At 58.7% G+C, this 23,703-nt stretch carries 15 protein-coding genes and 1 pseudogene; 6 read left to right on the forward strand and 10 right to left on the reverse strand.

The window, feature by feature from the left end; genetic code table 11:
* Positions 1-163: 163 nt before the first annotated feature.
* Positions 164-1,120, reverse strand: a complete 957-nt coding sequence (gene cysK / locus ACVWZ1_RS12170) for a cysteine synthase A (protein ID WP_457467259.1) — start codon at positions 1,118-1,120, stop codon at positions 164-166.
* Positions 1,121-1,314: 194 nt separating this feature from the next.
* On the opposite strand from cysK, the pseudogene ACVWZ1_RS12175 reads away from it, so the two are divergent.
* Positions 1,315-2,661, forward strand: a pseudogene (locus ACVWZ1_RS12175) (RNA-guided endonuclease InsQ/TnpB family protein).
* Positions 2,662-2,759: 98 nt separating this feature from the next.
* Positions 2,760-4,706: a 1-deoxy-D-xylulose-5-phosphate synthase gene (gene dxs, locus ACVWZ1_RS12180; RefSeq protein ID WP_457503498.1), complete on the forward strand. Its 1,947-nt coding sequence runs from the start codon at positions 2,760-2,762 to the stop codon at positions 4,704-4,706.
* Between the two features lie 13 nt (positions 4,707-4,719).
* Here the strand turns inward: dxs and ACVWZ1_RS12185 are convergent, their stop codons facing one another.
* From ACVWZ1_RS12185 to fbp, 3 genes are all read right to left on the reverse strand, one after another.
* Complete coding sequence (locus ACVWZ1_RS12185; RefSeq protein ID WP_414329391.1) at positions 4,720-5,631, reverse strand: tetratricopeptide repeat protein; 912 nt, start codon at positions 5,629-5,631, stop codon at positions 4,720-4,722.
* 472 nt (positions 5,632-6,103) lie between these two features.
* Positions 6,104-7,657, reverse strand: a complete 1,554-nt coding sequence (zwf, locus tag ACVWZ1_RS12190) for a glucose-6-phosphate dehydrogenase (RefSeq protein WP_457503499.1) — start codon at positions 7,655-7,657, stop codon at positions 6,104-6,106.
* A 44-nt stretch (positions 7,658-7,701) separates the two neighbouring features.
* On the reverse strand, positions 7,702-8,700 hold the full coding sequence (gene fbp / locus ACVWZ1_RS12195; protein ID WP_457503516.1) for a class 1 fructose-bisphosphatase: 999 nt from the start codon (positions 8,698-8,700) through the stop codon (positions 7,702-7,704).
* A 358-nt stretch (positions 8,701-9,058) separates the two neighbouring features.
* On the opposite strand from fbp, the gene ilvD reads away from it, so the two are divergent.
* The gene (gene ilvD / locus ACVWZ1_RS12200) at positions 9,059-10,756 is read left to right on the forward strand and encodes a dihydroxy-acid dehydratase (RefSeq protein WP_457503501.1); all 1,698 of its coding nucleotides are present in this window, start codon (positions 9,059-9,061) and stop codon (positions 10,754-10,756) included.
* A 175-nt stretch (positions 10,757-10,931) separates the two neighbouring features.
* Here ilvD and ACVWZ1_RS12205 read toward each other — a convergent pair whose 3' ends face one another.
* From ACVWZ1_RS12205 to ACVWZ1_RS12215, 3 genes are all read right to left on the reverse strand, one after another.
* Positions 10,932-12,980, reverse strand: a complete 2,049-nt coding sequence (locus ACVWZ1_RS12205; RefSeq protein WP_457503503.1) for a PhoX family protein — start codon at positions 12,978-12,980, stop codon at positions 10,932-10,934.
* Positions 12,981-13,281: 301 nt separating this feature from the next.
* Positions 13,282-14,730, reverse strand: coding sequence for a DUF2079 domain-containing protein (locus ACVWZ1_RS12210; RefSeq protein ID WP_457503505.1), 1,449 nt, complete (start codon positions 14,728-14,730; stop codon positions 13,282-13,284).
* Positions 14,731-14,911: 181 nt separating this feature from the next.
* A complete protein-coding gene (locus tag ACVWZ1_RS12215; RefSeq protein ID WP_457503506.1) occupies positions 14,912-16,063 on the reverse strand; it encodes an anhydro-N-acetylmuramic acid kinase in 1,152 nt (383 codons plus the stop codon).
* A gap of 92 nt (positions 16,064-16,155) precedes the next feature.
* Here ACVWZ1_RS12215 and ACVWZ1_RS12220 point away from each other — a divergent pair, with 92 nt between their 5' ends.
* The 3 genes from ACVWZ1_RS12220 (at position 16,156) to fmt (ending at position 19,818) form a co-directional block, all read left to right on the forward strand.
* Positions 16,156-17,880, forward strand: coding sequence for an electron transfer flavoprotein (locus ACVWZ1_RS12220; protein WP_457503508.1), 1,725 nt, complete (start codon positions 16,156-16,158; stop codon positions 17,878-17,880).
* A 160-nt stretch (positions 17,881-18,040) separates the two neighbouring features.
* Positions 18,041-18,769 carry a hypothetical protein gene (locus ACVWZ1_RS12225; protein WP_457503510.1) on the forward strand — a complete coding sequence of 243 codons (729 nt, stop codon included), beginning with the start codon at positions 18,041-18,043 and terminating at the stop codon, positions 18,767-18,769.
* Positions 18,770-18,849: 80 nt separating this feature from the next.
* On the forward strand, positions 18,850-19,818 hold the full coding sequence (gene fmt / locus ACVWZ1_RS12230; protein WP_457503512.1) for a methionyl-tRNA formyltransferase: 969 nt from the start codon (positions 18,850-18,852) through the stop codon (positions 19,816-19,818).
* Positions 19,819-19,921: 103 nt separating this feature from the next.
* Here fmt and radC read toward each other — a convergent pair whose 3' ends face one another.
* The 3 genes from radC to ACVWZ1_RS12245 are packed head-to-tail and all read right to left on the reverse strand — an operon-like array spanning position 19,922 to position 23,463.
* Positions 19,922-20,653, reverse strand: a complete 732-nt coding sequence (gene radC, locus ACVWZ1_RS12235) for a RadC family protein (RefSeq protein WP_414375212.1) — start codon at positions 20,651-20,653, stop codon at positions 19,922-19,924.
* 7 nt (positions 20,654-20,660) lie between these two features.
* Positions 20,661-22,406, reverse strand: a complete 1,746-nt coding sequence (locus tag ACVWZ1_RS12240; protein WP_457503514.1) for an ArnT family glycosyltransferase — start codon at positions 22,404-22,406, stop codon at positions 20,661-20,663.
* Positions 22,399-23,463 (reverse strand): CIA30 family protein, encoded by a 1,065-nt coding sequence (locus ACVWZ1_RS12245; protein WP_457467270.1) that lies wholly within the window; start codon positions 23,461-23,463, stop codon positions 22,399-22,401. Before ACVWZ1_RS12245 ends, ACVWZ1_RS12240 begins: the two co-directional genes overlap by 8 nt.
* Between the last annotated feature and the right edge of the window lie 240 nt (positions 23,464-23,703).

Genomic DNA, 23,703 nt, shown 5'->3' on the forward strand with positions numbered 1-23,703 from the left:
GAAGTAGGGGATTCTCATGCGGACGAAGGGACTTGAACCCTTACGCCTTGCGGCACTAGATCCTAAGTCTAGCGCGTCTGCCGTTCCGCCACGTCACTCTCACCCATGCTAGCTCGCCCTCTGGGCCAGGGCGACCTGTAGGGCAGCAGTCTCAGCATCATCGTCATCTCGAATCGGAATCCCGCTCCAAGTCGCGAAAAAGAGGTGTGCTCAGGTAGCGTTCCCCAAAACTAGGCTGGATCATTACAATCCGCTTGCCAGCGTTTTCCGGTCGCCGCCCCACCTGGATGGCTCCCGCCAAGGCAGCCCCAGTGGAAATGCCGGAGAGGATCCCTTCTTCTTTGGCCAGGCGCCGGCTGTAGACCATGCTCTCTTCATCTTCCACTGGGATCACCTCATCCAGCAGGTCGCGCCGCAGCACATCAGGCACGAATCCCGCTCCGATCCCTTCAATGCGATGAAAGCCGGGCCGTCCACCACTCAAGACGGCACTGGCCTTGGGTTCAACGGCCACCAGTCGAATGGCCGGGTTTTTCCCCTTCAAAAACTCGCCCGCCCCCGTGATGGTGCCGCCGGTGCCTACCCCTGCCACCAGGATGTCCACCTGACCATCGGTATCTTCCCAAATTTCCGGGCCGGTGGTTCTGGCATGAATCTGGGGGTTGGCGGGATTGGTGAACTGGCCCAACATATAAGCGTTGGGAGTGCGGCGGACGATCTCTTCGGCCTTCCAGATGGCTTCCCCCATGCCTCCAGCACTGCTGGCCAGATAAACCTCTGCCCCGTAGGCTTTCAACAGCAGTCGCCGCTCAAGGCTCATGCTCTCAGGCATGACGATGATGAGCCGGTAACCCTTGGCAGCAGCGGCCATGGCCAAGCCAATGCCGGTATTGCCAGAGGTGGGCTCCACCAAGATGGTCTTGCCGGGGGTGATCAAGCCAGCTTGTTCGGCAGCCTCGATCATGCTGACGGCAATGCGATCTTTCACCGAGGCGGCGGGGTTAAAGCTCTCCAACTTCACCACAATCTCGGCCAGACACCCTTCCGACTGAGGGATCCGATTCAACCGCACCAGCGGGGTGCGACCGATGAGCTGGGTGATGTTGGCGGCAATTTTCATGGCTAACAAAAAGGAAGCAACCAATTGCAACAGCGGGCCGTAGGCCTTAAGTCCAGAGCACTCGGGGGCCTTGTGCGATGCTAACCCTTAAATCAACTCCCCGGCGCTCCCCTTTCAGCTTACTAGCGCAGGAGCCCCGCCCTCTGTCCACAGGGCGAGGGTCGGGAGGAATGCGGAGTTACGATGATATAACCATGACCCAAGTCCTGACCATTTCCTGCAAGCTCAAGGTGTCTCAGTCGCAAGCCGCAAAGTTGGATGCGACCTTGGACGCCTTCGGCCAAGCCTTGAACTGGGTGAACCAGAACACACCGGAGAAGATCGCCAACGCCGTTAAGCTTCAGTCTCTGTGCTACCGCGAAATCCGTGCCCGGTTCGGCTTGTCCAGTAACTTGGCCGTACAGGTCTGCAGACGGATGGCCAGTGCCCGTAAAGTTGCTCGACAGAAAAACCGCCCCGTCAAGGCGTTCAAGGGGGGCTTTGCGACCTACGATGCCCGTATCTTCTCGTTCCGCGAGAAAGACTGGACGGTGTCGCTCACCACGGTGGAGGGTCGAGAGCGCTTTGAGCTGGCGATTGGCCGTTACCAGAGAGAACAGTTGGCAGGCTCCAATCCCAAAAAGACCTCCGGTCCGCTGACGCGAACGGCCACTCTGGTCAAGCGCAAAGACGGTTCCTACTCCATCCAGATTTGCGTGGAAGCAAAGTTACCGGAACAGCAGAACACCGCTCAGGTGGTAGGCGTGGACTTGGGAAGGACAGATATTGCCCATACGTCAGAGGGGGACAACTGGAATGGACAGCAGTTGAACAGAGTCCGAGACCACTACTCCCGGTTGAGGGCGGTACTCCAACGCAAAGCCAGTAAGGGCACACGCAGTTCGCGGCGCAGATGCAGAGAACTGTTGCAACGGCTGTCTGGTAAGGAGAGACGCTTTCAGTCGCGTCAGCGTTGCGTAGCAAAAACGTGGGTCAATCATCGCATCTCTAAAGCTATTGTTTCTAGGGCAAAGGCCACAAATAGCGCTATTGCTTTAGAGGACTTGACAGGGATACGGGAGCGTATCAACCAACAACCCCGCAGCAAAGCCGAGCGGCGCAGGGCCAACAGTTGGGCGTTCTACCAACTGAGGCAGTTTCTGGAATACAAGGCGAGAGTTGCAGGGGTTTCTCTGATCCTTGTTCCGCCTGCTTATACCTCGCAGACCTGTCACAAGTGTTTGCACATCCATCCCGACCCTGCGCAATCCTGTCGCGTCAGCGTTGCGTAGCAATAGCGTTGCGTAGCAAAATCGCAGTGGGAAGCAGTTTAAGTGTGGGCACTGTGGATGGGAAGGGGATGCGGACTGGAATGGTGCAAACGTAATTGCGCTTTTGGGGGCTGCCGTAAACCAGCCCAGAGGTTAAGCCTACGGCTCGCTTCGCGAACGAGTTTGTTTTGTTCTCTGGGAGAGCATAACAGGCTCAGGGCTACTGAAAGCCCGCACTGTACTGCGAAGCAGTCAGGGTCGGGTAGTTTACTGCCCTTGGCCCAGCATTGAGGGGATCCCTGCATTCCTTGAAGTTTTGAGAGGGAGGGCTACAAAACCCCTCCTGAAAATGAATTAGAGTGAGATCACACCGGAAGGACGAGTCCATTATGCACCTGAGTGACATCACTCATCCCAACCAGCTCCGAAACCTGAACCTGAGCCAGTTGCGCAGCCTAGCCCGCCAGATTCGCGACAAACATCTGCAGACGGCTGCCAATTCCCCGGTCGGCTGTCATCTGGGGCCAGGGCTGGGGGTGGTGGAGCTGACCTTGGCCCTCTACAAGACCCTCGATCTGGATCGAGACAAGGTGATCTGGGATGTGGGGCACCAGGCTTATGCCCACAAAATGCTCACCGGCAGGTACCACAATTTCCACACGTTGCGCCAAAAAGGGGGCATTGCCGGCTACCTGAAGCGCAGCGAGAGCCGCTTCGATCACTTTGGGGCGGGGCACGCTTCCACCAGCATCTCGGCAGCTTTGGGCATGGCTATCGCCCGGGATCGGCGAGGAGACAACTTCAAGGTGGTGGCCATCATTGGGGATGGGGCCCTAACCGGAGGCATGGCCTACGAAGCCATCAACCACGCCGGGCACCTGCCCAAGACCAACCTGATGGTGGTGCTCAACGACAACGGCATGTCCATTTCCCCCAACGTGGGAGCGATCCCTCGCTATTTAAACCGCCTGCGCCTCAGCCCGCCGGTGCAGTTTTTGGCCGACAGCCTAGAAGAGCAACTGAAGAACCTGCCCCTACTGGGATCCAGCCTCAGCCCAGAAATTGACCGCCTTAAGGAAACGGTGAAGCTGGTTACCGCTGTGCAAAACAACAAAGCCGGCATTATCTTTGAGGAGCTGGGCTTTACCTACGTGGGGCCGGTGGACGGGCACAACCTGGCGGAGTTGTTGGATGCCTTTGAGTTGGCCCACGGCATCTCCGGCCCGGTACTGGTGCATGTAGCTACCGTCAAAGGCAAGGGCTACCCGCCTGCCGAAGCGGAACAGGTGGGGTATCATGCCCAATCCCGCTTCGACCTGGCCACCGGCAAGCCCTACCCGCCCACCAAGCCCAAGCCCCCCAGCTACAGCAAGGTCTTTGGCCATGCCCTCTGCAAGCTGGCCGAGCGGGATCCCCGCATCATCGGCATCACCGCCGCTATGGATACGGGCACTGGCCTGGATAAGCTCAAGGAAAAGCTGCCGGATCAGTTTGTGGATGTGGGGATCGCCGAGCAGCACGCTGTAACGTTGGCGGCTGGCATGGCCTGTGAGGGAATGCGGCCAGTGGTGGCCATTTATTCCACCTTCTTGCAGCGGGCCTACGACCAGATCATCCACGATGTCTGTATCCAAAAGTTGCCGGTCTTCTTTTGCTTGGATCGGGCGGGAGTTGTAGGAGCCGATGGCCCCACCCACCAAGGCATGTACGACATCGCCTATCTGCGCTGCATTCCGGAAATGGTGCTAATGGCTCCCAAAGATGAAGCGGAGCTACAGCGCATGGTGGTGACCGGGATCCAGTACACCCAGGGCCCCATCGCCATGCGTTACCCGCGCGGATCTGGCGTGGGGGTGCCTCTGGCAGAAGAGGGATGGGAACCCCTGCCCATCGGCAAAGCCGAGGTGTTGCGCAGCGGCGGCGAGGTGCTGATCCTGGCCTATGGGTCGATGGTGCATCCCAGCCTGCAGGCGGCGGAGATCTTGAAAGAACACGGTATCTCAGCCACAGTGGTCAATGCCCGCTTCGCCAAGCCTCTGGATACTGAGCTGATCCTGCCTTTGGCCGAACAGAGCCGCTTGGTGGTGACGGTGGAAGAAGGTTGCCTCATGGGTGGGTTTGGCTCGGCAGTGGCCGAAGCCCTGCTCGACGCCGACCTGGCAGTGCCCTTGTTGCGCTTGGGGGTGCCGGATGTGTGGGTGGAGCACGCCACCCCCGAGGAATCCTTGGCAGAACTAGGCTTGAACAGTGCCGGGATTGCCGAGCGGATTCGGGCCAAGTTTCAGGCACGAGTTCTCAAGGGATCCCCTGCGGAAGTTCCCACTGTCAATTCCTAAATCTATCCTGAATCTATTCTGAGAGGCCCATCCGCCGGTTGAACTGCTCGATAGCGGCTTGCTGCAGAGCTTCTGCAACAGGGCGGGTGCGCAGGAGGATCTGCACATCTCGCAGCAGGTTTTCTCGCCACAGGTTCTCCCGCAACACCTGCAGGCGGGCGTAGTTGGGATCCAAGCGCATGGCCTTTGCCCCCAGTTCCTCAGCCCGTTCGGTTTCTCCCCGAATGTAGAGGGCAGTCGCCAGGGCCAAATAGGGCTCTGCTACGGCATTGTTCATCTCTATCGTGCGTTCCCAGCGATCGATGGCGGCGTCGAGATCCCCCTGCTCATAGTCCACCAAGCCCATGTTGTTCATGGCCGGCCAATAGGCGGGATCCAACTGCAAGGTCTTCTCATATTCCTGCCGGGCCGCATCCCACCGATCCAGCATGAGGTAGGCATTGCCCAGTTGGAAGCGAGCGTTGGGGTTATCCGGTTGCAGGGCCACAGCTCGTTCCAGGGTCTCAGCAGCGGCAAAGTAGCTGCCCTGCCGCAAATAAGCCGATCCCAGCGAGTAGAGGACATCCCCATCTTGAGGAGATAGGGCGCGGGCCTTTTGCAACGATGCAATCGCCTGCTCCAAGTCCCCCAGTTCTAGGTGGACGTTGCCCAAAACATAGAGCAGCTCTGAGGAGTTGGGCACCATGGCCACGGCCAGTTGCAGGCGGCGCAGCGCTTCTTCCGTTTGACCAAACTGGGCCAGCCGCAGCGAGTCGGTGGCCAGTTGTAGCGCTTGGGCCTGCATCAAGCCCCCATTGGGCAGAGGGACGTGCAGCAACACCTGGGCCTGGGCAGAGCTCCACCCTCCCATCCCCAACACAACTGCCAGGCCCACCGACAAGGCTCGCCAGGGCCGGACGGATAACCGGAACAACAGTGGCGGCATGATACCCACGCAATAAACAGGCCATGCCCATGTTAGCTGCAACAGCCGGGGATCCCTACGTCTTGGTGTTCTGATACATTTACGCTGAACACTGCTGAACATCACTGTTCAACTATGCAGCGATAGCATTCTGTTTGTTTCCAAACAGAATGGCGGTATCCCGCAAAGCTTTGAGTAGAATACCCAAAGCGCAGTTTCCGTGTCGTCTTACTACCAATTTTCTGCTTTGCTTTGGCTACCATGTTGGCAGACTCGAAAGTAAACAGAAAGATCAACTGGTAGTAATCCGTACTGAACATATTATACATTATTTTCAGTATAGTTGAGCTTATTATTGACTAGAGTCATGCTCTTCTGCAGCGGCCATTTGAAAGGGCTCTTGAGCTGCTCATGCTCTTCTGCCTGTTGCTGAGGGTGCCCCGGCTTACACAGAGGTGGATAGGCCATGGTTTACCAGCCGAGAGCAGCCAAATCAGAGGCGCCGCCACCGCCGCCCCGATTGGGTGAGCAGATCTTCGGCAGCCTTTGGCCCCCAAGTGCCGGCCTCATAGGTGAACAGAGGCGGTGCAGCACCGCCGCCATTGCCGCTGCCGGGCTCAGACTCCCAGGCCGATAACACCGGCGTCACCACCCGCCAGGCCGCTTCAACCTCATCGGCACGGGTAAACAGCGTTGGATCTCCCAACAGACAATCCAGGAGCAGGCGATCGTAAGCATCCGGTGTACTCGCTCCAAAAGCCGTCCCATAGCGGAAATCCATATCCACCGAGCGGGTGCGGATCTCTGGCCCCGGCATCTTGGCCTCAAAGCGCAACGAGATGCCCTCATTGGGTTGGATGCGCAGTACCAGGATGTTGGGACTCACCTCCCGAGCTGCCGATTGGAACAGGGAAAGGGGCACCTGCTTAAAGTGAATGGCCACCTCCGAAACCTTCTTGGGCAGGCGTTTCCCGGTGCGCAAGTAGAAGGGCACCCCCTTCCACCGCCAAGTATCACACTCCAGTTTCAGAGCGACGTAGGTGGGGGTTTTGGACTGGGGATTGACATTGGGCTCCTGCCGATAGCCCAGCACCGGCTTGCCGGCAATCCAGCCAGGGCCGTACTGCGCCCGCACCGCTGCGGCTGCCACATTGCGGGGATCCGCTAGGCGGGTGGCCTGCAGCACCTTGGTCTTTTCGTTGCGCACCCCATCGCTGCGCAGTGAGACAGGTGGCTCCATGGCCGTCAGGCAATAGATCTGCATTAGGTGGTTTTGCACCATGTCTCGCAGGGCGCCGGCAGTGTCGTAGTAGCCGGCCCGATCCTCCACCCCCACCGTCTCCGCCACGGTGATCTGCACATGGTCGATGTAGTTGCGGTTCCAGAGAGGCTCGAAAATGGCGTTGGCAAAGCGGAAGACCAGCAGGTTTTGCACCGTCTCTTTGCCCAAGTAGTGATCAATGCGGTAGATCTGCTCTTCCTGGCAAATTCGCTGCACAAGGCGGTTGAGTTCCTGGGCCGAGGTGAGGTCGTGGCCAAAGGGCTTTTCGATCACCACCCGCGTTTTGGTCGGATCGGCCACCATACCGGCTGCCCCCAGCTGTTGGATGGCCTGGGCATAGAAGTCCGGCGCCACCGCCAGATAGAACACTCGGTGGCCGCGGGTGCCCCGCTCCTCATCCAACTGGCTGAGCAGTTGCTTCAGGCGAAGATAGCCTTCTGGATCCCCGATATCCAGGCGGCAATAGAACAGGCGGCTGGCGAAGTCCTGCCATAGGGCCTCCGGCCCCAAGTCCTGGGGGGCAAACTCCTGCACGGCAGCCCGCATTTTTTCCCGATAAACCTCGTGAGTCCAATCGCGGCGGGCCACCCCCACCAAGGTAAACTCCGGCGGCAGCCGTCGCTGCACAAACAGCCGATAGTAGGCCGGGATCAGCTTGCGGGCCGCCAGATCCCCAGAAGCCCCAAACTGCACCAAAATACAGGGATCCGGAGTGCGCTCTTGGTTGAGACCAACGCGGAGGGGGTTTTCAGCCAGGGTCACCATAGAGTCGGCTCAGCTTGGGTGGATAGGGTTGGGGAAAAGAGTGGCTAGGGGGTCAGAGAACCTTCCAGGCAGCGCAGCACTTCTTCCACGTTCTCACGGCTGCCGATGATGAGGGGCACCCGTTGGTGGAGGGATTGGGGAACGATATCCAGGATGGCCTCGGTGCCGGTGGTGGCTGCCCCGCCCGCCTGCTCGGCCAGAAAAGCCAGGGGGTTGGCCTCGTACATCAGGCGCAGCTTGCCCTCCGGTTTTTTCTGGGTGCCGGGATAGAGATAAACTCCGCCCTGGAGCAGAATGCGGTGAAAATCCGCCACCAAAGCGCCGCTGTAACGGGAGACGTAGCCATCGCGGCGGTGGACATAGCGAACGAAGTTTTGGATCCCTTCGCTCCAGTGGCAGAAATAGCCCTCGTTGAGGCTGTAGACGGAACCGCGTTCAGGAATGCGGATGTCGCTGCGGGAGAGGATAAATTCCCCCAAGCTGGGATCCAACGTAAAACCGTGTACCCCCTTGCCGACGGAATAGACCAATTGGGTGCTGGGGCCGTAGAGAATATATCCCGCAGCCAGTTGGCGACGGCCCGGTTGCAGCAGGTCTTGGTTGTCCGCTTCCGGGCGATCCTCAAGAGGGTGAAGGACGGAGAAGATGGAGCCGACGCTGAGGTTGGCGTCAATGTTGGAGGATCCATCCAGGGGATCGATCATCAGGGCCAGGCGGCTGAGGGAGCAGTTTTCCGGCAGGCGAGCCGGGGTTTTCATCTCTTCCGAGACCAGCCGACACACCAGGCCCGTTTGCTCCAAAGCGCGAATGAAGGCCCGGTTGGCATAGTCATCCATCTGTTGCTGTTCTTCCCCTTGGACATTGAGGCTGCCGGTAACCCCCAGCGCCCCTTCGATCAGTCCTGCCTGACTCAGCCGCCGGGCGATCATCTTGCCGGCCAGGGCAATGCGGTTCATCAGGGCGCTGAAGTCTTGGGCCTCTGCCGTAAAACTGCCAAACTGCTGCAAAACATGACGGGAGAGGGTGAGCACATCCCGCGACATCTCCTGTGAGGACTCTGTCCCGCCAACGCGGTCGGCGCTGCTGGACACTACCGGCGGGGAGGGAGGAGAGCTGAGAACCATACGAGGCTTCGCCAACACGAAGGGGAAACACCAACACCCAGGATCCCTGGCCCCCATGTCTTGACTCGGTCTCGCTAACGCGATTGGAACCTGGGATCCCTTCTATTAGGTAGGCTGGCCGATTCCTGGCGCAGGTGCAGACAACTTACAGAGTTGCTTCAGATTTGGTTTGGATCCCTCTTGCCGGCAGAGCTAGTGTTCCCCCGAAGAGAGGCGGTAGGATGAGTTCTAGCCGTTTTCTTCCTTGCCCACTTCCTCTCGATTCCCTCTGGCAATGATGGCCAATTCTCCGCTCCCACTGCGCAGCCAAGTGGTCACCCAAGGGGTACAGCGCTCCCCCAACCGCGCCATGCTCAGAGCCGTGGGCTTTCGCGACGAAGACTTCGGCAAGCCCATTGTCGGCATTGCCAACGCCCACAGCACCCTCACCCCCTGCAACATCGGGATCCAAACTCTGGCGGAGCGGGCGGAGGCGGCTCTGAAGGCAGCGGGCTGTATGCCCCAGGTGTTCGGCACCATCACCATCAGCGATGGCATTTCCATGGGCACGGAGGGGATGAAATACTCGCTGGTGTCGCGGGAAGTGATTGCCGATTCCATCGAGACGGTGGTCAACGGCCAGAGCATGGATGGCCTCTTGGCCATCGGCGGCTGCGACAAGAATATGCCGGGGGCGATGATCGCCATGGCCCGCCTCAATGTGCCCTCCATCTTCGTCTACGGCGGCACCATCAAGCCGGGTCACTACAATGGCCGCGACCTCACCATCGTCAGCGCTTTTGAAGCCGTAGGGGAGTTCAGCGCCGGGCGCATCTCCGAGGAAGAGCTGCTGGCGGTGGAACGCCACGCCTGTCCTGGTGCGGGATCCTGCGGCGGCATGTACACGGCCAACACCATGTCCAGCGCGTTTGAGGCTATGGGGATGAGTCTGCCCTACTCCTCCACCATGGCTGCAGAAGACGAAGAGAAAGCCGAAAGTGCAGCCCAATCGGCCAAGGTCTTGGCAGAGGCCATCAAAGCCAACATCCGCCCCCGCGACATCATCACCCGTAAAAGCATTGAAAATGCCATCTCGGTGATCATGGCTGTAGGGGGATCCACCAACGCCGTGCTCCACTTTCTGGCCATTGCCCATGCGGCAGAAGTGCCCCTGACGCTAGATGATTTCGAGACCATTCGTGCTCGCGTGCCTGTCCTCTGCGATCTCAAGCCTTCAGGGCGGTTTGTGGCCACCGACCTGCACCGGGCCGGCGGGATCCCCCAGGTGATGAAAATGCTGCTCAACCACGGCCTGCTGCACGGGGACTGCCTCACCATCTCCGGCCAGACCATCGTCGAAGTCCTGCGGGATGTGCCGGACGAGCCTAGCCCGGATCAGGAGGTGATCCGCCCTTGGCACAGCCCCCTGTATCCCCAAGGGCATCTGGCCATCCTCAAGGGGAATCTGGCTCCCGAAGGAGCAGTAGCCAAGATTACCGGCGTCAAGAACCCGCAAATTACCGGGCCGGCGCGGGTCTTCGATTCAGAGGAGTCCTGCCTGCAGGCCATCCTCTCCGGCCAGATCCGAGCAGGGGATGTGGTGGTGATCCGCTACGAAGGCCCCAAAGGTGGCCCCGGCATGCGGGAGATGCTCTCGCCCACTTCGGCCATCATCGGCGCCGGCTTGGGGGATAGCGTTGGCCTGATCACCGATGGCCGCTTCTCCGGCGGCACCTACGGCATGGTAGTGGGCCATGTGGCTCCCGAAGCCTATGTGGGGGGCACGATTGCCCTGGTGGAGGAAGGGGATCTCATCACCATTGATGCCCCGGCTCGCCAGTTGCACTTGCATGTGAGCGAAGAAGAGCTGGCCCGCCGCCGCGCCCGCTGGTCTCCTCCTGAGCCTCGCTACAAACGGGGCACCCTAGCCAAGTACGCCAAGCTGGTCTCCAGCAGCAGCTTGGGAGCAGTGACGGATTTAAACCTGTGGGATTAATTTCCCTCACCCCCGGCTCGTCTCCCAGAGGGAGAATTGGTACTTGAGAGATAGCTCCAGATTCCTGACCCTGCAGGGATCAGCCTTGCTGGGTTAAGTGCAAGAAAGCGGCAGAGATGAAGGATCCCTGCCGCCTGATTGCGTGATGCGGTTGATAATGAGGATTCAGCGCCGATTAAGTGCCGATGATCCCGCCGTCATTTTTGGTGATCACCACCACCGCCGAGCGGGGGTAGAGATTGGGGTCGTAGTCTGGCCAGCGGGAATCGACCTTGCCGGCAGCAAAGTCGTCCTCGCTGGTGCTGGCGCCTGGGTGCTGCACGTTGATGAACATGGTGCGCTGATCGGGAGTGGTGACCACACCGGTGATCTCCTGCCCAATCGGCCCGGTTAAAAAGCGGCGAATTTCCCCTGTATCCGGATCGGCAGCCAACATTTGGTTGTTGCCAAAAGGCGCAAACTCCTCTTTGTTGAGATTGCTTTCGCTGGTGTCGGTCTGGATCCAGAGGCGACGGCTGGCATCGAACCACAGACCATCGGGAGAGTTGAAGATGTTGTCTTCATTGAGGGGCTGGCCCGATAGCTTGCGGCTATCTTCCGGCGGCCCGGCCAAGACAAAGAGATCCCACTCGAAACGGGTGGCTTGAGGCCGGTCGTTGGCTTCCTTCCAACGGATGATGTGACCCCACTTGTTTTTGGGACGGGGGTTGGCAGCGTTCACCTGGTCTTGTTCCCGACGGCTGTTGTTGGTCAGGGTGAGGTAGACCATGCGGGTTTGCGGATCCACCGCTCCCCACTCAGGCCGGTCCATTTTAGTAGCACCGACAAAATCCGCCGCCGTGCGGGTGTTCACCAACACATCTGCTTGGCTGGTGAAGCCGTTTTCCGGGGTTAGACCGTTTTTCCCAAACACCAGCGGCAGCCACTCCCCTGTGCCATCTTCGTTGAACTTGGCCACATACAAGGTGCCATTGTCCAACAGATGTCCACCCGCCGTTTCCTTGCGGTAGGGCTCGGCAGAGACGTACTTGTAGATGTACTCAAAGCGGGCATCGTCCCCCATATAGGCCACAATCGGCTGGCCTTCCACCGGCGGCTGAAACACCACGCCTTCGTGGGCGAAGCGGCCCAGAGCGGTGCGCTTCTTGGGAGTGCTGCTGGGATCAAAGGGATCGATCTCCACCACCCAGCCAAAAGTGTTGGGCTCATTGCGGTAGTCTTGAGTGGCATCCGCAGCGGTGGGGGTGGCATTGAAGCGGATGAACTCGTCTGCCTTGTTGCTGGCCAGCTCCCAGCCGTAGCGGGAAGTCTCGGTGCTCACGCCGTAGCGCTTGTGCTCCCGGGGCAGGTTGGGCTTTTGGTCGGGGCCTTTGCTGGTGTTGCTAAAGTAGCCAGCCCAGTTCTCCTCACAGGTGAGGTAGGTATTCCAGGGAGTGACGCCGTGGGCGCAGTTGTTCAAAGTACCCCGGGTCATTGTGCCTTCAGGGCTGAACTTGGTTTTCACGAAGTCGGATCCCCGCACCGGGCCGTGGATCTCCATGAGGGTAAGACCGGTGATGCGGCGGTTGAGGCGATCCCGCACCACTTCCCAACTGCCGTCTCCCTGCTGCTTGATGTGGACAATGCTCACCCCGTGGCCATTCAGCTCTTTCAGCACCTGATCGGGATCGCGGGTGCCGTCAGGATTGGTGGGATACAGGTCGGAATCCAGCTTCTGGCCCACAGCCGCAGCATGCATAAACCGAGGCTCAACGTACTCGTGGTTAAACACCAGCAAACCCTCGGTGGAGCTGCCCTGCCAGGGATCCTTCCCTTCGATGGGGAAGAAGTGCATGCCATCGTGGTGGGTACCCACCTGCATTCCCTGCTCGGCACCGGTGTTTTCCAGCTTGAACTGTGGATAGGTGCCGTTGATGGGAGTACCCCAAGCCAGCAGCGGTCGGGCAGTGTAGCCTTCGGGCACCACCAGTTTGTCTTCCGCGCTCACAGGAATTGCCTTGAAGCCCAGCAAAGCACTGCCACTGGCGGCTTTTGCCGATTTGGAAGCACCGTTCAGCGCAGGCAAGCCAAAAAAGGTGGCCACCGCTGCAGCAATTCCCCCCTGCAACACTTGACGCCGCTGCAAACGGCTCTCCAGGATGCTGCTGAAAGTGGGGTTGGGAGAGTGGTTACACATAGGCTCGTCTCCAGGACGAAGCTTAGGGCCATGCGAATGGATACTCATGTTGACTTCTCCTCTTGTCTTGACAAGTTTTGTTTAGAAACTTGGCGAGTCTTATAAAACAGCACCTAACCCCTGCGCTACTCTATTCGCGCATGAGGATAGGCACTACAAAGTTAGTGGCTTGAAGTTAAGAGAAGACTAAGCTCAGATTAAGCCTTGCAAGTGTAAACAATTTCTTTAGATTGAAGCAGCAGTTTCTTAATCATTTGTTGCAACGAGAAGAAGACTTGGTTTAAGTCAATTAGATCAAGTGCCAATAAAGTAGTCTGCAGTCCTTAGAATTGCGATTCTTATGCGATTCTTAGAGGTCTTTTCGTAACCTAGAGAACAAATACACCCCATCTTGATGGTACAGAAGCTGAAACTGGGTTTCCTTCTGTAAAGCTTCGATCAGGATACGGGAGAACTCTGGAGTGCTGCGCCACCCCGGATGACGGGTGTTGAGCAACACATAATCAAAGGGATCCCACTGAGAGGGCGGGGATCCATTGAAGCGGCCCTCGTCTGTAAAGTAGATTACAGGTCGCTGGGTGAGGTGAGGGCTGATCTCGTGGGTGGTGAGGACGCCCCCTTGGGTGGTGATCTGGGCAAGAGCCTGTCGGGTTGCCTGCCAAGTGTCCAGGGAGCTGAGATAAATCGAGCCGAAAAAGGTGTATTTCCCCAAGGCCAAAAAGGCCAGCGAAGACCAGATCAGGGGCAGTTTTCCATCTTTTATAAAATGGCTCTGGAAGAGGTGATTTTTCACATTCTCGATGACAGCTAAGAACAAGAAAGGAACGATAGGCAAAGCGTACTGATGCACCAGATCTCGATAGGCGGGGTTGCTGGAGAGTATATTCAAACCCAGGGTAGGCAGGGCAGGGATCCAGGGATCCCAATGCCGCCAAGAGAGGCCCCAAGCCAAAGGCACGACCAACAAAACTCCATAAAGCAGGGTGTCCAGGGAGAAGACTTTGCTCAAAACCAACATCGGCCTCAAGATTAAACTTTGAATAATTTCCACAACAGAATCGCCCAGATAGCCATAGTGGGAAACTGCTGCCGGCTCGCTGCCGCTGAAGTGAGGAATGACCCCAAAAGTGGCTATCCCAAACCAAGCTGATCCTGCTGCAATTGCCGTCCAGCCGCCCACTTGGCAGCGCCATTGCCAGCGTTCTTGAATTCGTCCTCTTTCCCAAAGCAACAGCCAGGCTCCCAGGGCGACAACATTGAGAGACAACACTGCTTTACAGCCGAGGATGCCGCTCAAACAGAGAAGGAACCCCCACAATTTTCCAGAGCGAATGCAGAGCACAGCCGCCAAGAAAAGGGGAACGGCCAAAACCTCTGGATGAAAATCAAAAAGGTTGGCGTTAAAAATGGTCGGATAGAGAAGATAGGCTGTGGCAATCACCATCACTTGGCTGGGATCGACCTTGGCCTGAAGTGCAAGGTGATAAATAGCCAATGCTCCCAAAGTTAACGCCAGGGATTGGAGCCCAAACAGCCAATAGACCGAGGGGACAATGCGGTACAAAAAGCTGATGGGATAGAGAATAAAGGCTGCGTGGTCTCCCAAGATGTGGATCCCTCGAATGGTCGAAAACGGAACCTCTCCCCGACTGATTAGATAGATGGATTGGTCGAAGATGCCAAGATCATATCCTCCAGACTGAAACAGGTGATGCCGGACAACACTACAGCCAAAGAGAATGAAGAAATTAAAAATCATGATTGCCAGCAGAAGTGGAGGCAGAGGACGATCCTTCATAAGAACTAGGGCTTTTGATTTATAGATCTTGGCAAGGTAACTTTATCGCTTTTCTCAGCCTTGCGTGACATCCTAGCGAGATCTGGATTCGGCAGAGGCTCCGCCGCAATTCCGGACATTTCTCTTTCCTCGGGAGTATGAGGAATGGCTCAAGCTTGTTGGAGATAACGATACAGATGAGTTAGGACTGGTTACGACAAGAGGGTGTGATTTGGCCCAAGATGGCAGCATGTCTTGCCCCAGTTGCTTCCGGTAAATTGTTGGTCTTACCTTGCCAGGTTTTATAGGCCAATACCGCGAAGGCAAGGGCCTCTTTGGCCTTAGAAGGGATCCCCACTTGGTCGGAAGTCAACAGGGTTGTGGTCGGCAGTTGCTCCTGCAGCAGTTGCATGAGAACAGGGTTTTGGGTGCCGCCACCGCTGAGAATAACTTGATCTGGGGTCGCGGGCAAAAAGTCCCTATAGGCTTGGGCAATGGAGCAGGCCGTAAACCCTGTGAGGGTGGCAATACAGTCGTGGGCGGATATAAATTGGGGCCAAATTTGCTCCAAATAAAGGGATCCAAAATACTCCCGACCAGTGGTTTTGGGCGGTGCCTTTTGAAAATAGGGATCCCGCATCCATTCTGCAACTTTTTCCCAGTGGACTTGGCCTTGGGCAGCCCATTTTCCGTCGCGATCAAAGGCTTGTTGTCCTTGGCTGGCCCGCATCACCGCCAAATCAATCAAAACATTGCCGGGGCCGGTGTCGAAAGCCAAGGGGGATCCCCCACTGCAGAGGCTGGGGAGATAGGTGAGGTTGGCAATGCCGCCGATGTTTTGGGCCACACGATGAAGGTGGGGATGCCTCAACAGCAGCCAATCCACAAAAGCTACCAAAGGTGCGCCTTGACCTCCTGCCGCCATGTCCCGCGCCCGAAAATTGCTCACCACCGGGATCCCGGTCAGCTCGGCAATCACCGCAGCTTCACCGATTTGCAAAGTCGAAGCTTCTGGCCCACCGGGGTTATGCCAAAGGGTTTGACCATGGCTGCCGATGAGATCGATCTGTTGGGGGGTGAGATGGGCCGCCTGGATCCCTTGCAAGGCCGCTGCCGCAAAAGCTCGACCCAAGCGAAAGTTCAAGGTGCAGATGTGATCTACCGTGCCGGTTTTGGGATCCGCAGCCCGCAAAATCTCCGCCCGCAGCGTTGGGGAATAGGGGATCGTCTGGAAATGCATTAACTCCCACTGTAGGGGATCGTCACCCTCCAGGTGGACGATGGCTACATCGATCCCGTCTACCGAAGTGCCCGACATTAGGCCGACGACGATCATCTTGCTGGGGGCTCGCACCAGAGGCTTGAGAAGGTCTAAAGTTTTGCCCTCTTTCTCCCCTCCCCTTTTTAAGATACAGGCAGCGTATCCGGAGCTACCGCGTGGAGAGGATGAGTGAAGCCATCCGCTACGACCTTCTGTTGGTGGGGGGGAGTTCCTCCAACTTGATCTTGGCCCATCGCCTTTTGGATTTGGCCAAGCTATCCGGGCTAAGAATCTCCATCGCCATTTTGGAAAAAGCCCGCCAATTCGGCGGTCACATCGTCAGTGGCGCCATCTGCAATCCTCAGGTGATCGCCAAGCTCTTCCCCGATTTTGAAAGCCAAGGATTTCCCCATGAAGGGCGGGTGGAAGCCAATCATCTGAGCGTGCTGGGATCCCAACAGCGCTGGGATCTGCCGGAAGCGGTGATCCCACCCGGATTTCGCAAGCAGGGGCAGTTCATTCTCACCCTCAGCCACGTGATCCGCTGGCTGGCCGAAACCCTGCAGGAAAAAGCCAAAGGGATCCCAAATGTTACCCTCGATGTGTTCCCCGGCTTTGCCGCCCATGAAATCCTCTACGAGGGGGAGCGGGTGATCGGGGTACGGGCAAGCGATTCTGGCCAAGTGTACGAAGACTGTATCTTTGCCGAACTCACCTGCTTTGGCGACAAAGGCTTCATTTCCAAAGATCTCATCGAGAAGTTTCAACTGCGCCCCAACCCGCAATTGTGGTCGGTGGGGGTCAAAGAGGTATGGCAGATCCCCCAGTCCCTGCAGGGGCAGGTGTGGCATACCTTGGGCTACCCGGTTTTGGATGGCAGCTTCAGCGGGGGCTTTGTCTATGGCCTCAAAGACAATCGCCTGGCCTTAGGTCTGATCATCGGCCTAGACAGCAAGAACCCCAACCTTAACCCCCAGCAGCGTCTGCAGGAGTTCAAAGCTCACCCCTGGATCCAGTCCCTGATTGCCGGCGGCAAGTTGCTCAAGTACGGGGCTGCCGTGATTCCCGAAGGGGGCTACCACAGCCTGCCCACCCGGTTTGGCGTTGAGGGAGCCTTGCTGTTGGGGGATGCGCTGGGGGTGTTGGATGTGGGCAGCTTGGCCGGGGTGGATAATGCCATGGAAACCGGCTATCTGGCGGCGGGCCTCATTCACGATGGCTTCTTGAAAGGGGATCTGCGCATCCAGGCCGACTACCAAAGGGCGGTGATGGAAAGTGCGGTGGGGCAAAACCTCTACCGCAGTCGCTATTTCCGCGAGGCTTTTCTGGAGAACTCCCGCTTGCTGGAAGAATACTTGCCTCAGGTGTGCCGCAGCGTCGATGCCGGCCATCCCTGGCTGGGATCCCTGCGCTGGGGTTTACAGGATCCCGTTCGCCGCGGACGAGAAACTCTGCGCGCCTACACCCTGCTCACCGGGCGGGTCAGCCCCAGCGAGCCACCCCCGCGAGGCTATGTGGCCCCCCACGCTGCCATTCAAGCGGATTTTGTGGCCCCCACAACCTTGGCTCCCCAGGAATTGGCCTCTCGACCGGGCTATTTCTCGCGGCCCGATGCGGTTTTTTTCGCGGATCCCCGCTACCCCGAGGGTAACCGTCACATCCTGGAGTTCGACGCCGAAACCTGCCGCCGGTGCATCGCCACCTACGACAAGCTGAATCGCCCCACCCCCTGCGTTGCCGACTGCACAGCAGAGGTACACCACATCCGCGACCAACATGGGATCCGCTCCCATGCCATGTCTTTGGAAAACTGCATCCAGTGCCGCACCTGCGAGATCATCTGTCCCCACTTAAACTTGCGGGTCAACCCCAGCTACGAGGGATCCGGGCCGGATTTCTATGGGCTGTAGCCGTTGCTGAGGTTAACTCAGTTCGCTGCAGCTCGCCTGATCCTGGGGGTCTAGCAACTGAGGTGAATGGATCTGGCCATCTTGGCCGGCGATCCCAGGGATCCAAGCAACCTTGGAAATTGGCTAGGTTGGGTTAGGGCTTGTTGGAGATCTTTTGTCGGTGAGCGATTCTTTGGATGTCCAGGCTCCTCTGCCCGCCATTTTGGCCGATCTGCAAGAAGCTCTGGAATCCCTGGGGTTGGGCCATCTTCAGGTACAAGCGCGGCTTTCCGGCCACCGCCTGTTGCTGCGTCTAGAGGGGGATTCCTTGCCTGAGCCGGATGCTTTGCTGGGGAGCCTCTCGCCGGCCTTGGAGCAAATGGCGCTGACCCACAGGCAGCGTCAGGTGGAGCTGTTTGGCTTTCTGGCCAATGAAGGGATCCCGGAATGGCACCGCGAGTGGCGCTATCAGCCCCAGCCCAACCCCAACAGCCCTCTGTATCGCGCTCAGCGGGGGGATGAGGTGGCCATCCAGCAGGTGTTCAATTACCTGTTGCGTCCGGAAGGGATCCAAGCACGGGTTCATTTCCATCCCAAGCTGGGCCTCTTGCAGGTGAACTTGCAGGCGGCAGAAGCTCCGGATCCGGCTTGGGCTAAGGATTTTCTGCGGCGAGCCTTAACCCGTCTAGAGTGGACTTTTTTGCAACGGCTGCGGCTTTCTGGGCAGAAACTGGGCTCCTTTTTCCCGGCCTGGAGCCAAGAGTTCGATCTCAAACAGCCCGCCTTTTGGCAGTCCCCGCAGGTGCCCTTGACCGGGCGATCCCCCATCTCAGAGAGAGAAATCTCTCCGCTGGATAAGCCGCCACCCCCTTCTCCTGCCTCCCAGACTGAATCTCCGGGTGTCAGTTGACGGAGGAGATAGTAAGTAGCCGAGCGTTTGCAGCCGCTGGCTGAGCGTATTCTGAAGGACAGTGCTCGTTGGGGTTGGCCATGCGGGTTGTTTTTTTCGGCACGCCAGAGTTTGCCCTGCCTTCGCTGCAGATCCTGTTGCAGCCGCAGTCTCCCTTTGAAGTGGTGGGATTGGTCTGCCAGCCGGATCGGCCCCAGGGACGGGGACAAAAGGTGCTTCCCCCCCCTACCAAGGTTCTCGCCCAGGCCCACGGGATCCCTGTGTGGCAGCCTGTCCGCTTGCGGCGGGATGCAGAGGTGCTGGCAGCTTTGCAGGCGCTGGCCGCCGATGTGTTTGTGGTGGTGGCCTACGGCCAGATCTTGCCCCTGACGGTGTTGCAGATGCCCAAGCTGGGCTGTGTGAATGTGCATGGATCCCTGTTGCCGGCCTATCGTGGCGCTGCTCCCATCCAGTGGGCCATTGCCAACGGAGAAACCGAGACCGGCGTGACCACCATGCTCATGGATGAGGGAATGGATACGGGGGCCATCCTGCTCCAGGCCAAGCTACCCATTGGGCCAGAGCAAACCAGCCTAGAATTGGCACCCCAACTGGCTCAACTGGGGGCAGAACTCTTGGTGGAAACGCTCTTGAAATTGGAGAAAGGGGAACTCACCCCTATTCCTCAGGATGGATCCCGGGCAACCTACGCCCCTTTGCTCAAAAAACAAGACTTTCACCTCGACTGGCAGCGCCCTGCCCAGGCCTTGCACAACCAAATCCGCGCCTTTTCTCCCGACTGTTTCACCAGTTTGAGGGGGCAGCGGATCAAAATTGTCCGCTCTGCCTCTCCTCAGTTGCACCCACCCCCTGGCGATCTCCCCCAAGGCAGCCCTGGCGAGGTGGTGGGATTGGCCAGGGGAGAAGGAGTCTATGTAGCCACCGGAGAGGGATCCCTGTTGATTCGACGGGCGCAACTGCCCGGCAGAAAAGAACAATCGGCTTGGGACTTGGTCAATGGCGGCCAGCTCAAGGTGGGAATGCGTTTTGAGCCACTCCCGGATGCTTGAGAGCCATACAGGGATCCCTTGGGCGCGGCAACCCAAAGACGGCGAACCTGTCCGTTGCCTTGATTCTACTCTCTCTCTCTGGGAGAAAGGCTGGGGGTGAAGACTACTCCGGCTGGGGAAACTCCTGCCAAAGGTTGGTGCGCTGGCGCAAGCTGAGGAACTGTCCGCCGCCGAGGATAAGGTGATCCAAGACCGGGATCTGTAGCAGTTGCCCCGCTTGCAAGAGTTGCCGGGTGAGGGCAAGGTCTTCTGGGCTGGGATCCAAGCAACCGGAAGGGTGGTTGTGGGCGACGAGGATGCGACTGGCCCCCTGTTTGATGGCGCTGCGGAAAGTCTCCCGCGGATGAGACAGGGTTTCGGTGGCGGTGCCCCGGGTTACAATCTGCTGGCTGAGCAGACGGTGCTTGACATCCAAGTGCAAGACAGCAAAGTGCTCTTGAGATTCCCACATCAAGTCACCACTCAGAGCCATAGCCGCTTGTTCTGGCGACTCAATGGCTGTCCGGTCTGGCGGACGACTCAAAAACACCCGTCGTCCCAGCTCGATGGCGGCCAACACTGTGGCTGCCTTGGCCGGGCCAATGCCTTCGATCTGGATCAGCTCTCCGGCTTCCACCTGGCGCAACTGGGCCAAGGGATCCCCTTGGGCTTCTAACTTTTTCAGGAGCAACTGGGCTAGGCCGACTGCTGAGAGTTTGCCCGGCCCCTGTCCGGTGTTGAGCAGAATGGCCAGCAGCTCCGCATGGGAGAGGTGCCTTGCTCCTTGGCTGAGCAGCCGCTCGCGGGGGCGATCTTGGGCGGGAATATCGCTGATGCGCAGCACGTACTGGCTCATCTGGGGCCTAGGGAGGAGAAGAGGTTTTTTTCAACAGCCAAAAGGGACTGCGGCGCTCGACGACCCGCCAAGATCCCAGAATGGCTGCCTGTTCGCCCTCGGGAGCTGTAAGTTCAGCTACAAAGGGATCCCAGGTAACCAGGTAGTCGGGCGCCTGCCCCTGGGCTTGCCAGTCGGCCAGCTCTTCTGGGCTGGCGGCGTAGGGAACCTGCAGCGGGCCATAAAAATAGGGTACAAAAGAGCGAAAGCCGTACAGGCCCACCGTTCCAGAGAGAGCCGGCTGGGCGTTGTTTTCGGAAGTGGCAAACTGCCGGAAAAAGTGGACGGCTCCTCCCTGGGTGTGTTGCAGCAGGCGGGGGAAGACCCAGCACCAGGCCAGTTGGGCGCTCAGTCCCGTGGCCAAGAGCAAAACTGTCCAGCCCCAAGCCCGCCGCCGTCCTCGACTCCAAAGGAGAATTCCCAGCAGCAGGATCGCGGCGGGGACGTAGGTCAACACCGGCCACTCCACCTCAGCCTGCAGGTATCCCAGCACCAAGCTGCTGGAAAAGTCGTCAGGGATGCCGGCAAAGACCCATGCTTGGACTAGCCCAGCGGGGTCCTGGGATCCCAGCCAGGGCAGCACCAGCCACAGGGCCAGCCAAAACAAGCCGCTCAGCAGGATCCAGCAACCTTCCCAAAAGCTGAGCCGGGCCTCTTCTAACCCCAGCCGCTGCAGGCGCACGGCAGCAAAGTAGGCCCCAATGGGGTACAGCAGCGAGGTGTAGTGTACCAGCTTGGTTTGCACCAGCAGCGAAAACAAGGCCAGCACCACCCCAAAAGCCACCAACAGCAGATGTTCTGCCCGCCGAGTCAAATCCACCAAGCCCATACTCCTGGGGATCGTCTGCAGGATCCCGGCCAAGGCCAGAGCGCCCCAGGGAAAGCACCCCAAGGCAAAGGCCAGCAGATGAAAATAAACCGGGCCGGGATGCCCATCCGAGGTGGTGAGGATGCGCCATTGGTAGCGCCCAAACTCTTCCACCCATTGCGGCCCCCGTTGCACCCCTTCCAGCGCCAGCCAAGCGAGGGGAATAGCCGCCGCCAAGCCCAGAAAAGCCAGAGTGTCTCCCCAGCCGGTCTGGGGATCCCGGTGCCAGACCTTGTAGCCAACCCAGATGAGCAGCGGCAACACCAACCCCACTGGCCCTTTGGCCAACACCGCCAAGCCCAGAGCCAGCGCCCCCACCGCTCTCCACCTGCGTCCAGAGTACCCGGCCCGCCAGGCCTCCTCGGCGGCCCAAAGGGATCCCAGACCCACCCCCATCCCCAGATTCAACAGCGGGTCGATGAGGCCGGTTTTGTAAAAAAACAAGGGCAGGTAGCCCGTCAGCAGTAGGATCCCCCACAGGCAGCCAAACCCCACCCCACGCAGATGGGATCCCCACCCCACCAATAGCGCCACTGTGATCCCGCCCACCCAGGCATTGGGCAACCGCGCCGCCCATTCGTTCATCCCCAAAACAGCCATGGACAGGGCCTGCAGCCAAAAAAACAGGGGCGGCTTTTCAAAAAAGGGCTCCCCGTTGATGGCCAACGAGAAAGGATCCCCGCTGGCCAGCATCTGCCGCGCCAAGCTGGCGTAGATCAGCTCATCCCAGTCGAACAGATAGGGGATCCCCTGCCCCCATAGGAGCCATAGCCCGGCCAAAAAACCCATCCCCAAGGCCCATCCCAGGGATCCTTTGAAAGGCAAGCAGGCCGGGAACCTAAGCATGGAAGGCCGCCCATCGTTCCACCCGGCCCACATTTTGAGGCGACCGCATCAGCCGCAGCAACTGGGCTGCCAGAGCGGATCCCTCCATCTCCGCCGGAATTTCCACCCCACACCAACGGCTGGAGCTACCCTGCAGGGCAGCTATCCACTCCGGGGCAAGGGATCCCCGCGCCACCCCGATCAATTGCGGCAGAGGCTCCCGACGATACAGCCCAATCCAGCGCAAGCCCAGTTGAAAAGGCCCCGGTCGGAAACGGGGGTTCAAGCGGCCATCCGCCTCAAACTTGCTCAACATCACCTGCAGAGAGCAGATCTGGCGAGTATTGAGCGCAGGAGCCGAAGGCACAAGGCGGGCGCGGAACGTGGCAACCATCTCCGCAAAGGGGATCTGAACGGTCTGCTCTTCTCCCGGCGCAGTGTCGAACGCATAGCCGTAGGCGGGGCTGTCCCAGCCGCCTTGATCCCGCAGTAAGACCTTATACCGCTGCCCATCCCCTCGCAGGCGCAGCTCCAGACCGGCAAACTCCGATAAGTCCAGCGGCGGCTGCCAATTGCGGGTGCGCGTGGAAACAAACCCCCCAAAGTTGGCCGTGGAAACTTGCCCTGTAAACAGAAGCTGCCCCTCCCCCCACTGCAACTGGCTTTGGCTCACCCCTCCCATGACCACATCGTCCAAAATGCCCCAAAACCGGTTCAGATCTGGGTTGGGCCGGCGAAAGTCGAACAGCATTCGCTCCGTTTGCCCACTGCTGCGCAATTGCTCCAGATAAGCCTTGGCTGTTGGCGGATCCTCCAAACCCAGGATCACCGTTGCCGTCGCCCAATCTGGTGTCTGGCTCACCTCCACGCCCTGCTGCCGCAGCGCCTCCGCCAACCCGTCAGGCAAACCTTCCCCCACTACCCCCACCTGGATAGGAGCCGACTCGGCAAGAGAAGGTGGCACACAATCATCCTCCACGGCCTGGAACCCATTCTGAACCCAACGCCACACCTCCGCCAAAGGCAGGGCCTCATAGTAGGTGAGTGTGTTCCAGAACCGCCCCAGATCCCAAGGCATGAGTCTACCTCGTCTCTTCAGCTAGAAGCCGCAGGAGCCCCGCCTTCTGCCCGCAGGTCGAGGGCCGGGAAGAATCCGAGGAAAATACAATAATCAATATCAATACAATACAATAATAACAAGGCCATGACCCAAGTCCTGACCGTTTCCTGCAAGCTCAAGGTGTCTGAGTCGCAAGCCGCAAAATTGGATGCGACCTTGGATGCTTTCCTCCAGGCGTTGAACTGGGTAACCAAAACA

The sequence above is a fragment of the Thermostichus sp. MS-CIW-25 genome (assembly GCF_054060015.1).